The following is a 13605-nucleotide window of genomic DNA, read 5'->3' as shown; positions in this document are numbered from 1 at the left end:
CGCTTCCCACGGGTTCTAGCCCGTGGGAAGCGCATCGGATCCGACGTTAGCCACCGAGATGCGACCTACTCCCCGGTGAAGCGGGGCCGGCGCTTCTCGCTGAAGGCGCGCATGCCCTCGGCGGCGTCGGCGGTGCGCAGGAGCACGGTCTGACCGGAGCGCTCCCGCTCGAGCGCGGCCTCCAGGCCGGAGAGCGTGGCGGCGTTGACCGCCTTCTTGGTCGCGGCGAAGGCGAGCGGCGGCCCCGCTGCGACCCGGCGTACGACGGCGTCGACGGCGTCGGCGAGGTCGGTGTCGGGGACGACCTGGCCGACGAGCCCGGCGTCGAGCGCGTCGGCGGCCGTCAGCGGCTCGGCGAGCAGCGCCATCCGCATCGCCCGGGCGCGCCCGATCGACGCGGCGACGGTCGCGGTCGACCCGCCGTCGGGCATCAGCCCGATCCGGGTGAAGGCGAGCAGGAAGGTCGCCGACTCCGCCACGACCGCCAGGTCGGCGGCCAGGGCGATCGAGCAGCCGACGCCGGCGGCCACGCCGTTGACCGCGGCCACGACGGGCTTGTCGAGCATCGTGACCGCCCGGACGATCCGGTTGGCCCGGTCGAGCGCGGAGACGTCGAAGTGGTCGATCGCGTCGCCGCCGTCGACCGCGCTGATGTCGGCGCCGGCGCAGAACGCCGAGCCGCTGCCGGTCACGACCACGACGCCGACGTCGTCGTCAGGACCGGCCTGCTCGAGACGCTCGGCGAGCTCGTCGGCGAGGGTGTCGGAGAGGGCGTTGAAGACCTCGGGCCGGTCGATCGTGAGCCGCAGGACCCCGTCGGCGAGGTCGACCAGCAGGTCAGACGACAAGGATCCCGGCCTCCGACATCTCGGCGAGCGCCGCCTCGGTGGACTCCTCCGCCACGCCGGCGCACAGGTCGGTGAGCAGCCGCGTCCCGAAGCCCTCGCGGACGGCGTCGAGTGCTGTCGCGCGCACGCAGTAGTCGGTGGCGATCCCGCAGACGTCGACCTCGGCGACGCCGCGCTCGCGCAGCCAGTCGGTGAGCGACTGCTCCTGGGCGCGGCCCTCGAACCCGGAGTAGGCGGCCTGGTGCTCGCCCTTGAGGAAGATCGCGTCGAAGGGCTGGGGGTCGAGGTTGGGGTGGAAGGCCTCGCCGTCGGTCCCGACCCTGCAGTGCACCGGCCAGGTGTCGCGATAGTCGGGGTCGCGCGACCAGTGGTCGCCCGGGTCGACGTGGTGGTCCTTGGTCGCCACCACGTGGTCGTACGCCGGGGCGCGCGGGTCGAGGCCGCCGTCGGTGCGCCGGGTCCAGTGGCGCAGCAGGTCGCCGATCTCGCTGGCGACCCGCGCCCCGCCGGTCACCGGCAGGGAGCCGCCCTCGCAGAAGTCGTTCTGGACGTCGACGACGATCAGGGCACGCTGGGGGGAGCTGCTCATCGCCCCAACCTAGTCACGAACGGGGCAGCCAGGCGATGACGTCGGGGATCACCGCGTCCCACAGGCCCCACTCGTGGTCGCCCGGTCGGAAGTCGGTGGTGACGTCGATGCCGCGCTCGGCGGCCCGCGCGGCGAGCAGCTCGTTGACCGGCAGCAGCCGATCCTCGTCGGTGCCGCACCCGATGTAGAGCGGCGGGACGGTCGCGGGGTCGACCTGCTCGAGGAGGTGCTGGAGCATCGCCTCCTGCGGCACGGACCCACCGAAGGCGTTCTCGAGGATGTCGCGACGCTCGGGCCGCGACTCGAGCTGGGAGAGGTCGACGGCACCGGACAGGCTGGCGACGCCGGCAAACCGCTCGGGGTGGGTGAGGCCGAGCTTGAGCGCGCCGTAGCCGCCCATCGACAGCCCGGCGACGTAGGTGTCCTCGGGCCGCTGCGAGAGCCGGAACATCTCCGCCACCCGCTGCGGCAGCTCCTCGGAGATCCAGCTCCACCACCGCTGGCCGCGGGGCTCGTCGCTGTAGAAGCTCCGGCCGGCGGCCGGCATCACGACGGCGAGGCCGGCGGCGCGGGCGTGCCGCTCGATCGCGGTGTAGCGCACCCACGCGGTGTGGTCGTCGGAGAGGCCGTGGAGCAGGAACATCACCGGCCAGCCGTGCTCGGGCACCGGGACCGGCGGCACGCCGATCTGGGCGCGCGTGGACTGGGGGAGCACCACGGAGAGGGACGTGCCCATCTCCAGCGACTCGGAGAAGAGGTCGACGTCGAGGAGTGCCATGGGGTCAGCCTTCCATCAGCCTTCGATCCGGGTGGGGATGCAGGGCTCGCCGCGGCTCATCTGCTGGGCGGCCAGCGGGAGCTCGGCCCGGGCGGCGGTGTGGCGGTCGCGGGCGGCGGCCAGCGGCTCGCGGCCGACGACCTCGCCGTCGCGCACGAGCGGCACCAGCAGCGCCCGGTCGTCGCCGTCGTCGGTGGGGGCCTGGCCGATGCCGACGACCTCCGCCTCCGCGACGCCGCCCGGCGTACGCCGCCGCAGGGCGTACTTGCGGCCGCCGACCGAGACCTTGTCGTGGCTCTTCTTCGCGACGGGCGCGAGCCGGCCGTCGGCACCCTCGCGGGCGACGAGCTTGTAGACGAAGCCACAGGTCGGGTGGCCCGACCCGGTCACGAGCTGGGTGCCGACGCCGTAGGCGTCGACGGGCGCGTTGGCGAGCGACGCGATCGCGAACTCGTCGAGGTCGCTGGTGACGACGATGCGGGTTCCGGTGGCGCCGAGGGAGTCGAGCTGAGCACGGACCTGGTGGGCCAGCACGCCGAGGTCGCCGGAGTCGATCCGCACCGCGCCCAGCTCGTCGCCGGCGACCTCGACGCCGAGCCGGACCGCCTCGGCGACGTCGTAGGTGTCGACGAGCAGCGTCGTGCCGCGTCCGAGCGAGTCGACCTGCGCGCGGAAGGCGTCGGCCTCGGAGTCGTGGAGCAGCGTGAAGGAGTGGGCCGACGTGCCGGCGGTGGGGACGCCGTGGCGCTGCCGGGCGGCGAGGTTCGAGCTCGACGCGAAGCCCGCGACGTACGCCGCACGGGCGGCCGCGACGGCCGCCTCCTCGTGGGTGCGTCGCGAGCCCATCTCGATGCAGGGCCGGTCACCGGCGACCAGCGTCATGCGGGAGGCGGCCGAGGCGATCGCGGAGTCGTGGTTGTAGATCGAGAGCAGCACTGTCTCGAGCAGCACCGCCTCCGCGAAGGTCGACTCGACGACCATCAGCGGCGAGTGGGGCAGATAGACCTCCCCCTCGGCATAGCCCCACACGTCGCCGGAGAACCGGTAGGCCGCCAGCCACTCGAGGGTCGGCTCGTCGACGACGCCGCCCTCCCGCAGCACCGCCAGCACCTCGTCGTCGAAGCGGAAGGCCTCGATCGCGTCGAGTGCCCGGTCGACGCCGGCCACCACGCCGTACCTCCGGCCCTCGGGGAGCCGTCGCGGGAAGAGCTCGAAGACAGCCCGGCGATCGGCGGTGCCGGCGGCGAGCGCGGCCTGCAGCATGGTCAGCTCGTAGTGGTCGGTCAGCAGCGCCGAGGAACGAGTCACGCGGGCCACTGTGCCACCATGAGGACGTGTCAGCGCCGAGCCCGGTCGAGGTCGACCCGACGCAGGTCCCCGACGAGATCACCCTGGTGGCCAAGCCGTGGGTGACGATCGTCTGGAACGACCCGGTCAACCTGATGTCCTACGTCACCTACGTCTTCCAGAAGTACTTCGGCTACGACAAGGACAAGGCCGAGCGGCTGATGATGGAGGTGCACCGCGACGGCAAGTCTGCCGTCAGCACCGGGTCGCGCGAGGAGATGGAGCGCGACGTCCAGGCCATGCACGAGTACGGCCTGTGGGCCACGATGGAGAAGCAGAGCTAAGTGTCCGGATTCGCTCGCCACCGCCGCAGCGGCCACGTCATCGCGACCTTCTCCGGCTTCGAGGCCGACCTGCTGCGGTCGCTCGCCGGCCAGCTCGTCGAGCTGCTGCGCAACGAGGCCGCCGTCCCCAGGAACGTCGAGGACACCTTCGAGGCGATGATGGACTTCTCGGGCCCGACCTCCGCGCCGGAGGACCCCGTCCTCGCCCGGCTGTTCCCGACCGCCTACGAGCACGACGACGAGGCCGCCGCCGAGTTCCGCCGCTTCACCGAGGGCGCACTGCGCGACGGCAAGGCCGACGGGGCCGCGACCATCATCGACACCCTCGAGGACGCCGGGCTGCCGCCCGAGCTGACCGAGGACGGGCTGATGATCGACGTCGAGATGGAGGAGCCGGTCGCCGAGGCGTGGCTGCGGTCCTTCACCGACCTCCGCCTCGCGTTGGCCACCCGGCTCGGGGTCGAGGAGGACGACGAGGACCTGTGGGAGGCCATGCCCGACGACGACCCGCGCGTGCAGGCCTACGACATCTACCAGTGGGTGGGCCTGCTCCAGGAGACCCTGGTCGACGCCCTCTCCGAGTGAGGAGCACGAGTGCCGATCCCCGACCACGTCGCCGAGCTGCGCGAGCTCGTGGGACCCATGGAGCTCTGGCTGCCCGGCGTCACCGCCGTCGTACGCCGCGGGGACGACGTGCTCTTCGTCCGACGCGCCGACACGGGGGAGTGGACCCCGGTCACCGGCATCCTCGACCCCGGTGAGGAGGCAGCGGTCGGTGCCGTGCGCGAGGTGCTGGAGGAGACCTGCGTCGTGGCCCGCGCCGACCGGCTCGCCTCGACCTCCGTGGTCGCCGGCGTCACCTACGAGAACGGCGACCGCGCGTCCTACCTCGACCTCTGCTTCGCCTGCACCTACGTCTCGGGCGAGGCGGCGGTCGGCGACGACGAGAGCAGCGACGTGGCCTGGTTCCCCCGCGACGCGCTCCCGCCGATGAGCGACCACATGCGTGCCCGGGTCGACGCCGCCCTCGCCGACGAGGTCGCCGCCCGCTTCTAGCCCGGACGGCATACGTGCTGGTCGCCATGACGACCGGAGCGTATGACGCCCGGCGGAACGTCGAGAAGCCCACATGGTGGCCGTGGTGGGGCGCAAGCCGGGTGGTCCCTACCCTTGGAGGCGTGCTGAGGATCGACCGAGCGACCTACGACGGCATCGTCGCCCACGCGAAGCGGGACCACCCCGACGAGGCGTGTGGCGTGGTGGCGGGTCCCGAGGGTTCCGACCGGCCCGAGCGGTTGGTCGAGATGGTCAACGCCGCGGGCAGCCCGACGTTCTACGAGTTCGACTCCACCGACCTCCTCCACCTCTACAAGGAGATGGACGAGCGCGACGAGGAGCCGGTCGTGATCTACCACTCCCACACCGCCACCGAGGCCTACCCGAGCCGCACCGACATCGGTCTGGCGATGGAGCCGGGAGCCCACTACGTGCTCGTCAGCACACGGGAGCACGGGAATACTGACGGCCCCGTGGAGTTCAGGTCCTACAGGATCGTCGACGGCGAGGTGACCGAGGAAGAGGTCACCGTGACGGAGCCTGACACTGGGCCCGAGACCGACGGTCCTGCCCCCGCAACAGACTGAGTATTGAGGAGCATCCCCATGGCCATCGAGGTCCGGATCCCGACCATCCTGCGCACCTACACCGGCGGCGAGAAGGCCGTCACGGGCAGCGGCGCGAGCCTGGCCGAGCTCATCGACGACCTCGAGGCCAGCCACCCCGGTCTCCGGGAGCGGCTGCTCGAGGACAAGGACGGCAGCGACGACCTGCGCCGCTTCGTCAACGTCTACGTCAACGACGAGGACGTGCGGTTCCTCGGCGGTCTCGAGGCGGAGCTGAGCGACGGCGACCAGGTCGTGGTCCTGCCTGCTGTCGCAGGCGGATGACCCGCTTCGACCACCTCCTCGCCTCGGTCGGCGGTACGCCGCTGGTCGGGCTGCCGAGCCTCTCCCCGGCCCCCGACGTGCGGCTCTGGGCCAAGCTCGAGGACCGCAACCCCACCGGCTCGATCAAGGACCGCCCGGCCCTGAAGATGATCGAGATGGCCGAGAAGGAGGGCCGGATCAAGCCCGGCGACACCCTCCTCGAGCCGACCAGCGGCAACACCGGCATCTCGCTGGCGATGGCCGCGAAGCTCAAGGGCTACCGGCTCGTGTGCGTGATGCCGGAGAACACCTCCGAGGAGCGGCGCCAGCTGCTGCGGATGTGGGGCGCCGAGATCGTCTCGAGCCCGGCCGCAGGCGGCTCCAACGAGGCCGTCCGCGTCGCGAAGGGCATCGCCGCGGAGAACCCCGACTGGGTGATGATGTACCAGTACGGCAACGACGCCAACGCCCTCGCCCACGAGGAGGGCACCGGTCCCGAGCTGCTCGCAGACCTCCCCTCGATCACCCACTTCGTCGCCGGCCTCGGCACCACCGGCACGCTGATGGGCGTCAGCCGGTTCTTCCGTCGCGAGAAGCCCGACGTGCGGATCGTCGCCGCGGAGCCGCGCTACGGCGAGCTTGTCTACGGGCTGCGCAACCTCGACGAGGGCTTCGTCCCCGAGCTCTACGACGCCTCGCTGATCGACAGTCGCTTCTCGGTCGGCCCGCGTGACGCCGTACGCCGGGTGCGCGAGCTGCTGGAGCAGGAGGGCATCTTCGCCGGGATCTCGACCGGCGCGATCCTCCACGCAGCCCTCGCCCAGGCGACCAAGGCCGTGAAGGCCGGGGAAAGCGCGGACATCGCGTTCGTCGTGTGCGACGGTGGCTGGAAATATCTCTCGACCGGCGCCTACGAGGGCACCGTCGACGAGGCCGAGGACCGACTCGAAGGACAGCTCTGGGCATGAGGCAGACCGTGGCAGCCGTCGTCCTGACCCTGGCCGCCACGTTCGTGCCCGGCGTGGCCAACGCCGGCACCACCGAGCCGCCGGTGCCGACGTCGCCGCCCACGGTCACCGGTGACCCCGTCTTCCGCGGCGAGCTGCGCGCCGAGCCCGGCACCTGGGAGCCCGCCGAGGGCCTCACCTTCAGCTATCAGTGGCTGCGTGCGGGCGACCCGATCGACGGGGCGACCGCGCGACGCTACGTCCCCCGGCTCGACGACATCCGGGCTCGGCTCTCGGTGGTCGTCACGGCGACCGACTCCCTGGGTCAGCCGTCCGAGCCGGCGGTCAGCGAGCCGACCACGCGGGTGCGGAAGGCCGAGCTCGAGCTGCTCGAGCGCCCCGGGGTGACCGGCACCCGGCGCTGGACCCGCCGGCTCACTGCCGACACGGGCGACTGGAGGCAGCCGCGCGTGCGCACGTCCTTCCGCTGGCTGCGCGACGGCACGCCGATCGACGGCGCGACCCGTCGCCGCTACCGGCTCGACCACACCGACGTCGGCCACCGGGTCCAGGTCCGGGTCACGGCTCGCAAGGAGGGCTACCGGACCACCACGGCGACCTCGCGCCGTGGCCCGAGGATCGGCCACCTCCGGCCGGTCCGGCGTACGGCGACCTACCGGATCGAGACCCGCGGCCACATCACGGCGCGCATGAAGGTCTTCCGGCGCCAGGTCGCCGAGACCTTCGCCGACCCGCGTGGCTGGCGCTCCGCCGGCGTCGCGTTCCGCCGGGTGTCGCAGGGCGGCGACTTCTCCGTGGTCCTCGCCGAGGCCAGCGAGGTGCCGCGGTTCTCCTCGGTCTGCAGCGCCCAGTGGAGCTGCCGGGTCGGGCGCTACGTGATCATCAACCAGACCCGCTGGAAGCACGCGTCGCCGTCGTGGAACTCCGCGGGGCAGCCGCTGCGCGGCTACCGCCACATGGTGGTCAACCACGAGACCGGCCACTGGCTCGGGCACGCCCACCGCGGCTGCACCGGCCGGGGCGACCTGGCGCCGGTCATGCAGCAGCAGTCGAAGGGCCTCGACGGCTGCCGACACAACCCCTGGCCGCTCGCCTCCGAGCGCTGGTACGACTAGCGCAGGTCGAGCGCGGCGTCACGCCCGAACCGGCTCCCAGGGACCGGGTCGAGGCCGAGCAGCCGGACCACCACGTTGGCGACGTCGCCGTTGCGGACCGGCTGGCGCGCGGCCTGGTAGCGGGTCCGCCGGTGGTCCGGGTCGCGGTAGTCGGGGTTGAGGTCGTAGAGGTCGGCGCCGTCGGCCACCCCGGCCCCCCACGCCACGAAGGGGATCCGGTAGTTCGCTAGCTTCGTGGGGTCGTCGTGGCCATCGCCCCGGCCGCCGTGGTCGGCGGTCACGACCACGGCCGTGTGGCGGCGCAGCGACCGCTTCGACCGGATCGTGCGCAGCACCGTCCCGACCAGCTGGTCGGCGTGCTCGCACGCCTCCAGGTAGGCCTTGGAGGAGAATCCGTGCTCGTGCCCGGCACCGTCAGGCCACGAGAGGTGGAGCATCGTCAACGCCCGACCGCGGTGCCGCAGGTCGCGGCGAGTCATCCGGGCGAGCGTGTCGTTGTTCGGCTCCAGCACGAACCGGGCGATGCCCTGCGGCCAGGAGCGGTCGAGCAAGCTCAGCTTCGGCTTCGACGTGAAGAGCGCGGGGCGGCCGCCGTCCGCTCGTACCACCGAGAACATCGAGGCGACCCGGTGGCCGGCCGCCTCCTGCACGGTGGCCGGCTCGAGGCGCTCGTCGTTCCAGAAGACGCCGTGGCCGCCGTGGTCGGCCTCGATCCGGCGGCCGGTGACCATGCCCGTGTGGTTGGGCAGCGTCGCCGTCATCTCGCGCTCGGTCCGCGCGTCGAGCGTGCCGGCGCCCCGGTCCAGCATGCGGTGCAGGACCGGGGCGCGGTCGGGTCCCAGCCGCCGGAGGGCGTAGGTCCCGAAGCCGTCGAGCGTGATGACGACGACCCGGGTGGTGCGGGGAGCCTTCCGGGGCTGCGCGCCACGGTCGGCGCGGGCGGACGCGCCCGGTGCGACGAGCAGCGTCGCGACGAGAGCGAGCAGGACGGCGAGGCACCAGCGCGGGTTGGCCACGGGCCGAGCGTACGCCGCCGCGCGGTCAGGGGCGCACCTCCAGGACCCGGTTGAACGGGGTCTCGGCGGCCGACCGGAATCGCGTGAACCCGGCCTCGGCCACGATCTCCCGGACCCGCTCGGGACCCGCCTGGGTGCCGATCGCCAGGCCGACCTCCTGCGACAGGGACGCGGGCGTGCACAGCAGCGTGGAGAAGCCGTAGTAGGTGCGGCCGACCGGGTTGAGGTTGTCCTCGAGCCGGTCGCCGGCCATGGGCTCGACGATCATCCAGGTCCCGTCGTCGGCCAGCGCCTGCCGGACGTGGCGCGCGGCGCCGACCGGGTCGCCCATGTCGTGCAGCGCGTCGAACGTCGTCACCAGGTCGAACCCGCCACCCCCGAAGTCCTGGGCGGAGGCGCACTCGAAGCTGACGCGGTCGGCGACTCCGGCGTCGGCCGCGCGCTGCCGGGCGACCTCGACCGAGGCGCGGTGGTAGTCGGAGCCGACGAACGTCGCCTCCGGGAACGCCTGGGCCATGAGCACCGTCGAGGCGCCGTGGCCGCAGCCGACGTCGGCGACCCGGCCGCCGCCACGCAGGACGTCGACCACCCCGACCGCCGGGAGCCACTCCTGCACCAGGTGAGCGTGGTAGCCGGGTCGGAAGAACCGCTCGCAGCCGTGGTGGACGTCGGTGTTGTGCTCGTGCCAGCCGACACCGCCGCCGGCACGGGCGACCTCGGCGACCCGGCCGGCGTCGGCGACGGTGCCGACGGCGATCTGGAACAGGCCCGGCAGGAACGCCGGGCTCGACTCGTCCGTGAGGGCGACGGCGTGCTCGGCCGGCAGCGAGAACCGGCCGGTCGTGGCGTCGTAGTCGACGAAGGAGCCGGCCGCCTGGGCGCCGAGCCACTCGCGGACGTAGTGCTCGTCGGTGCCGGTGGCGGCCGCGAGCTCCTCCGGTGTCAGCGGTCCGCCGGCGAGGGCGCGGTACCAGCCGAGGCGGTCGCCGAGGACCACGAGGGCGGCGTTGAGCGTGGCGCCGACCTCGTCGACGGCGCGGAAGACGAAGGACATGAGGCGGTCCCCGTCGATCTGGGTGGTGGTCATGGTGGGTTCCCTCCGTAAGTGATGGTCCGTGGGTGGTGGTCCGTGGACGGTAGGGAGTCCGCGGGATTAGCCTCAACGGATGAGGCTGGAGGTCCATAAGCAATGCTGATGGAACACCTGCGCGCCGTGCGCGTGCTGTGCGCGATCGACGCCCAGGGCTCGTTCTCGGGGGCGGCCCGGGAGCTCGGCGTCAGCCAGTCGGCCGTGAGCCAGCACGTCGCGACCCTGGAGCAGCGGCTGGGCCTGGCCCTGGTCGAGCGCGACACCCGGCCCGCGGGACTCACGGAGGCCGGCCACGCGGTCGCCCGCCACGGCCGGGCCGCGCTCGCCCGGCTCGACAGCGCCGAGCAGGAGCTCGCCGAGATCGCCGGACGGCGGGCGGCCCGGCTGCGGTTCGGCAGCTTTCCGTCCGCGCTCGCGACCTTCGTGCCCGAGGCGCTCGCCGGCGTACGCCGCGCGCTGCCCACCCTCAGCCTGACCGTGGTCGACGACCACCTCCAGCGGCTGCTGCCGCGCCTCGACGACGGCGAGCTCGACGTGGCGCTGGTCTACGAGCACCCCGACCTGCCGGTGAGCACCGGCCGGCCGCTCCATCGCGTGCCGCTGCTCGACGACGAGTTCCGCCTGGTGCTCCCCGCGGGCCACCCGCTCGCGGGGCGTCCGGTGGCCGACCTGACCGCGCTGGCGCAGGAGCCGTGGGTGGGTGGTCTCCCCGGAGCCTCGTGGTTCCGGATCGTCCGCGAGCGGTGCCGGGCCGCGGGCTTCGAGCCCGAGGTCCGCTTCTCCTCCGACGACTACGTCGCCGTGCAGGCCTTCGTCGCCGCCGGCCTGGGGGTCGCGGTGATCCCGGGGCTGGCCGCCGAGGCGCTGCTGCCGGGGACGGAGGTGGTGCGGGTCCGCAGCGGCGTCCCGTCCCGGCGGGTGGTGGCGGTCCGACCCGAGGACGCGTTCCCCGCGCCCGCGACGCAGGCGATGCTCGACGCGCTGGTGGCCAGCACCCGGCGCTACCGCACCGCCGCGCCGCCGCCCGTCAGGCGAGGCGTGGGAGGACGTGCTCGCTGACCAGCGCCAGCTGGCGCACGTCGTCGGCCACCGGCCACAGGTAGGTACGGGTCACCCCGGCCTCGGCGTACGCCGCCAGCAGGTCGGCGCAGTGCCCGGCCGGGCCGACGCACACCCGTGAGTGGAGGGCGTCGGCGTCGGCGCCCAGCGCCGGCGCCAGACGGTCGCGCACGACCCGCTCTGCCTCCGCCCGGTCCTCGGTCACCCAGGTCCACGCCGTCGCGACCGCGACCGGCAGGTCGCCGCGCCCGGCCGCGGCGAGCTCGTCCCGCAGCAGCAGCCGGCCGTCGGCGAGCCGTCCCGGGTCGGTGTGCATGGCCGACGCGAGCCACCCGTCGCCCCACCGGGCGACGCGGCGTAGGCCGGCCGGTGATCCCCAGCTCGCCAGCCACAGCGGCACGCCGCCGGGCCGCACGGGTCCGGGGTCGAGCCGCCCGCCGGGAGCCGGGTCACCGCGGAGCACCCTGCGCAGCAGGGAGGCGTCGTCGTCGAGACGACGCCACCGGTCGTCGAAGTCGACCCCGACCGAGGCCAGGTCGTGGCGCGACGAGCCCGCCCCGACGCCGGCCACCACCCGACCCCCCGAGAGGACGTCGAGCGCCAGCAACGCCTTGGCGAGCGGCAGCGGGCCGCGCACCGTCGGCAGCGCCACGGTCGTGGCGAGCTCGAGGTCGCCGGTGTGCTCGACGACGGCGGCCAGCGCGGTCGGTCCGTCGAGCCACGGGACGCCGAAGTGGACGTGGTCGTTGGCCGACACGGCGGCGTACCCACCCTCGCGCGCAGCGCGGGCCACCTCGGTGAGCCGCTCCAGCGAGAGACCCTCGCCGCCCAGGTCGACCTGCGGCAGGTGCACCCCGAGCTCCATCCCGGCATTCTGCCCCCGACGTGACGTCCGCCGCGTCGACGTGCCAGCCGGGGTGCCGTGGTCGTAGCCTTGCGGCTGTGCCAGCAGCCACCGGGGTCGACCGCGACGCGCCGATCGGCATCTTCGACTCCGGCTTCGGCGGCCTCACCGTCGCCCGGTCGGTCATCGACCAGCTGCCGCACGAGTCGGTCGTCTACCTCGGCGACACCGCCCGCCAGCCCTACGGCCAGAAGCGGATCGCGGAGGTACGCGAGTACGCGCTCGAGTGCCTCGACCACCTCGTCGACCGTGGTGTGAAGGCGCTGGTCATCGCCTGCAACTCGGCGTCGGCCGCGGTGCTGCGCGACGCGCGCGAGAGGTACGACGTGCCGGTGGTCGAGGTGATCCTGCCGGCCACCCGCCGTGCCGTGGCCGCCACCCACGCCGGCCGGATCGGCGTCATCTGCACCCGCGCCACCGCCGAGTCGATGGCCTACGAGGACGCCTTCGCAGCGGCGCCGCAGGTCGACCTGCTGGTGCGGGCCTGCCCGCGCTTCGTCGACTTCGTCGAGGCCGGCATCACCGGTGGCGACGAGCTGCTCGCCGTCGCCCGCGACTATCTCGAGCCGCTCACCGAGGCCGGCGTCGACACCCTCGTCCTCGGCTGCACCCACTACCCGCTGCTGACCGCCGTCGTGCAGCTCGTCGTCGGCGACGGCGTCACGCTGGTCTCCAGCGCGGAGGAGTGCGCCAAGGACGTCTACAAGATGCTGGTCGAGACCGACCTGATGCGCGACGGCGGTGAACCGACCTACGAGTTCCTCACCACCGGAGCCCCCGACGACTTCGCCACCATCGGCCGTCGCTTCCTCGGCAACGAGCTCGCGATGGCCACCCAGTTCGCCGGCGGTCTCGCATGAGGCTGACCGTGGTCGGCTCCTCCGGCAGCTATCCCGGACCCGACTCGCCGGCGAGCTGCTACCTCCTGGAGTCCGACCACGAGGGCCGCACCTGGCGGATCCTGCTCGACCTCGGCTCCGGTGCCCTCGGTCCGCTCCACCGCTACGCCGACCCGCTGGCGATCGACGGGGTCTTCCTCAGCCACCTCCACGCCGACCACTGCCTCGACCTCTGCGGCTACCACGTGCTGCGCCGCTACCACCCCGACGGACCGCAGCCCCGGGTGCCGGTGTGGGGGCCGCCCGGCACCGCCGACCGGATGGCGCGTGCCTACGACCTCCCGCTCGACCCCGGCATGCACGACGACTTCGACTTCCGCGAGCACGGCGAGCCGGTCGACCTCGGGCCGTTCCGGGTGGAGGCGATCCGGGTCGAGCACCCCGTCCACGCCTTCGGGCTGCGGGTCACCGCCGACGGTGTGACGCTCGGCTACTCCGGCGACACCGCGCCGTGCCAGGGCCTCGAGGACGTCGCCCGCGAGGTCGACCTGCTGCTCGCCGAGGCTTCGTTCCACACGCTCGCCGACAACCCGCCGGGCATCCACCTCACCGGCGCCGACTGCGGCGAGACCGCCGCCCGCCAGGGCGTCAAGCGGCTGCTGCTCACCCACGTCCCGCCGTGGCACGACCCCGAGCAGTCGTTGCGCGAGGCGCGGGCGGCCTACGACGGCCCGACCTCGCTCGCCCGTGCCGGCGACGTCATCGAGCTCTAGTCGCGCGAGTCGCGGGTTTGTGACTGGCGAGTCGCGGGTCCGTGACACCCGAGTGTGCACAAGTCCGCGA

At 73.3% G+C, this 13605-nt stretch carries 17 protein-coding genes; 10 read left to right on the top strand and 7 right to left on the bottom strand.

Annotation, left to right across the window (positions count from 1 at the left end; all coding sequences use genetic code 11):
• Nucleotides 1-65: 65 nt before the first annotated feature.
• The 4 genes from ABD091_RS03965 to ABD091_RS03950 are packed head-to-tail and all read right to left on the bottom strand — an operon-like array spanning nt 66 to nt 3523.
• The gene (locus ABD091_RS03965) at nt 66-848 is read right to left on the bottom strand and encodes an enoyl-CoA hydratase-related protein (protein ID WP_343915846.1); all 783 of its coding nucleotides are present in this window, start codon (nt 846-848) and stop codon (nt 66-68) included.
• On the bottom strand, nt 838-1437 hold the full coding sequence (locus ABD091_RS03960) for a nicotinamidase (RefSeq protein ID WP_343915845.1): 600 nt from the start codon (nt 1435-1437) through the stop codon (nt 838-840). The genes ABD091_RS03965 and ABD091_RS03960 overlap by 11 nt, the downstream gene beginning before the upstream one ends.
• Before the next feature lie 13 nt (nt 1438-1450).
• On the bottom strand, nt 1451-2215 hold the full coding sequence (locus tag ABD091_RS03955) for an alpha/beta hydrolase (RefSeq protein WP_343915844.1): 765 nt from the start codon (nt 2213-2215) through the stop codon (nt 1451-1453).
• Between the two features lie 15 nt (nt 2216-2230).
• Nucleotides 2231-3523: a nicotinate phosphoribosyltransferase gene (locus tag ABD091_RS03950; RefSeq protein ID WP_343915843.1), complete on the bottom strand. Its 1293-nt coding sequence runs from the start codon at nt 3521-3523 to the stop codon at nt 2231-2233.
• 77 nt (nt 3524-3600) lie between these two features.
• On the opposite strand from ABD091_RS03950, the gene clpS reads away from it, so the two are divergent.
• From clpS to ABD091_RS03915, 7 genes are read left to right on the top strand one after another with little or no spacing between them, the layout of a single operon-like run.
• Nucleotides 3601-3846, top strand: a complete 246-nt coding sequence (gene clpS / locus ABD091_RS03945; RefSeq protein WP_379189196.1) for an ATP-dependent Clp protease adapter ClpS — start codon at nt 3601-3603, stop codon at nt 3844-3846.
• Nucleotides 3847-4431, top strand: coding sequence for a DUF2017 domain-containing protein (locus ABD091_RS03940; RefSeq protein ID WP_343915841.1), 585 nt, complete (start codon nt 3847-3849; stop codon nt 4429-4431).
• A 9-nt stretch (nt 4432-4440) separates the two neighbouring features.
• Complete coding sequence (locus tag ABD091_RS03935; RefSeq protein WP_343915840.1) at nt 4441-4902, top strand: NUDIX hydrolase; 462 nt, start codon at nt 4441-4443, stop codon at nt 4900-4902.
• Nucleotides 4903-4916: 14 nt separating this feature from the next.
• A complete protein-coding gene (locus ABD091_RS03930; RefSeq protein ID WP_343915839.1) occupies nt 4917-5489 on the top strand; it encodes a M67 family metallopeptidase in 573 nt (190 codons plus the stop codon).
• A gap of 18 nt (nt 5490-5507) precedes the next feature.
• Nucleotides 5508-5792 carry a MoaD/ThiS family protein gene (locus ABD091_RS03925; RefSeq protein WP_343915838.1) on the top strand — a complete coding sequence of 95 codons (285 nt, stop codon included), beginning with the start codon at nt 5508-5510 and terminating at the stop codon, nt 5790-5792.
• Entirely contained in the window at nt 5789-6739 is a 951-nt protein-coding gene (locus ABD091_RS03920; protein WP_343915837.1) for a PLP-dependent cysteine synthase family protein, read from the top strand. The genes ABD091_RS03925 and ABD091_RS03920 overlap by 4 nt, the downstream gene beginning before the upstream one ends.
• Before the next feature lie 8 nt (nt 6740-6747).
• Nucleotides 6748-7854, top strand: a complete 1107-nt coding sequence (locus ABD091_RS03915) for a DUF3152 domain-containing protein (RefSeq protein WP_343915836.1) — start codon at nt 6748-6750, stop codon at nt 7852-7854.
• Here ABD091_RS03915 and ABD091_RS03910 read toward each other — a convergent pair.
• Both ABD091_RS03910 and ABD091_RS03905 read right to left on the bottom strand, forming a co-directional pair.
• Nucleotides 7851-8870, bottom strand: coding sequence for an alkaline phosphatase family protein (locus ABD091_RS03910; RefSeq protein WP_343915835.1), 1020 nt, complete (start codon nt 8868-8870; stop codon nt 7851-7853). The two genes, ABD091_RS03915 and ABD091_RS03910, sit on opposite strands and share 4 nt — an antisense overlap.
• A 25-nt stretch (nt 8871-8895) precedes the next feature.
• Entirely contained in the window at nt 8896-9957 is a 1062-nt protein-coding gene (locus ABD091_RS03905) for a class I SAM-dependent methyltransferase (RefSeq protein ID WP_343915834.1), read from the bottom strand.
• 108 nt (nt 9958-10065) lie between these two features.
• Between ABD091_RS03905 and ABD091_RS03900 the strand changes: the two genes are divergently transcribed.
• Nucleotides 10066-11019, top strand: coding sequence for a LysR family transcriptional regulator (locus ABD091_RS03900; protein ID WP_343915833.1), 954 nt, complete (start codon nt 10066-10068; stop codon nt 11017-11019).
• Here the strand turns inward: ABD091_RS03900 and ABD091_RS03895 are convergent.
• Nucleotides 10988-11884 carry an LLM class flavin-dependent oxidoreductase gene (locus ABD091_RS03895; RefSeq protein WP_343915832.1) on the bottom strand — a complete coding sequence of 299 codons (897 nt, stop codon included), beginning with the start codon at nt 11882-11884 and terminating at the stop codon, nt 10988-10990. The genes ABD091_RS03900 and ABD091_RS03895 overlap by 32 nt on opposite strands.
• Nucleotides 11885-11961: 77 nt before the next feature.
• Between ABD091_RS03895 and murI the strand changes: the two genes are divergently transcribed.
• Nucleotides 11962-12783: a glutamate racemase gene (gene murI / locus ABD091_RS03890; RefSeq protein ID WP_343915831.1), complete on the top strand. Its 822-nt coding sequence runs from the start codon at nt 11962-11964 to the stop codon at nt 12781-12783.
• A complete protein-coding gene (locus tag ABD091_RS03885; protein WP_343915830.1) occupies nt 12780-13535 on the top strand; it encodes an MBL fold metallo-hydrolase in 756 nt (251 codons plus the stop codon). The genes murI and ABD091_RS03885 overlap by 4 nt, the downstream gene beginning before the upstream one ends.
• The last annotated feature ends 70 nt before the right edge of the window (nt 13536-13605 follow it).

Source organism: Nocardioides aestuarii, assembly GCF_039527245.1.
GTDB classification, from domain to species: domain Bacteria; phylum Actinomycetota; class Actinomycetes; order Propionibacteriales; family Nocardioidaceae; genus Nocardioides; species Nocardioides aestuarii.
The sequence above is the reverse complement of the archived record's forward strand: the minus strand, read 5'-3'. Positions and strand labels throughout refer to the sequence as shown.